Here is a 671-nt window from a genome sequence, read left to right as displayed (position 1 = left end):
GGTACCAGTGGCAGCTTCAGCAGTGAAGTATCAGATTGCGACTTTCGTTCTAGACAGCATGAGCGATGGTGTTCGCAAGATGCTAGCGAATCAGCAGTATATCCAGTATTTCCTCCGAAACATGGACACATGGCTAACACAGGACGGCATCGTTGAAATTAAAACTCCAACCGGGGAAACGGTAAGGCTCGAAAGTATTATTGCACTGAAAAAGCTGATTGATGGAAAAATGGCAGTGGGAGCCAATGGATTAGGAGCAAGTCCATCAGGTAACACCCAACCAGTAACTTATAAAGATGCAGACAAGCTGGAGGCTAATGGATTCTATGCGGCATCTGGTGGCGATGCCATAAACTTTGCTCAGTTATACTCAGCTATTTTAGTTATGACAAGGCAAGGCGGTTCAGATAATTCAGGAATGGTAGACCAGCTTCAACTTGGTAACGGAAGAATATACGGTCGTAGCCGAACTGGCATGAAGTGGTCTGGTTGGATGTCGCCAATTTATCCTGGTGATTATGGTTTGGCTGGTAGCGGTCCATACCGAGGTGGTAATGGAGACGTTGACTTTTTTAATATTGTAAAAGAAAGAAAAACGCAGGTATTCAGGACAAATACATCAACAACATATCAGTACGCATACGGTCCGACATTTTTAATATCAACTGGGG

The 671-nt window shown here is 44.3% G+C and carries 1 pseudogene; it reads left to right on the top strand.

Annotated features, from left to right (window positions below):
• Window positions 1–671, top strand: a pseudogene (locus PROVALCAL_RS19825) (hypothetical protein); the annotation flags it as partial.

Origin of the sequence: Providencia alcalifaciens DSM 30120 (assembly GCF_000173415.1) — a bacterium.
Lineage (GTDB): Bacteria > Pseudomonadota > Gammaproteobacteria > Enterobacterales > Enterobacteriaceae > Providencia > Providencia alcalifaciens.
Note: the sequence above shows the minus strand (reverse complement) of the source record. Positions and strands in the feature narration are given on the sequence as shown.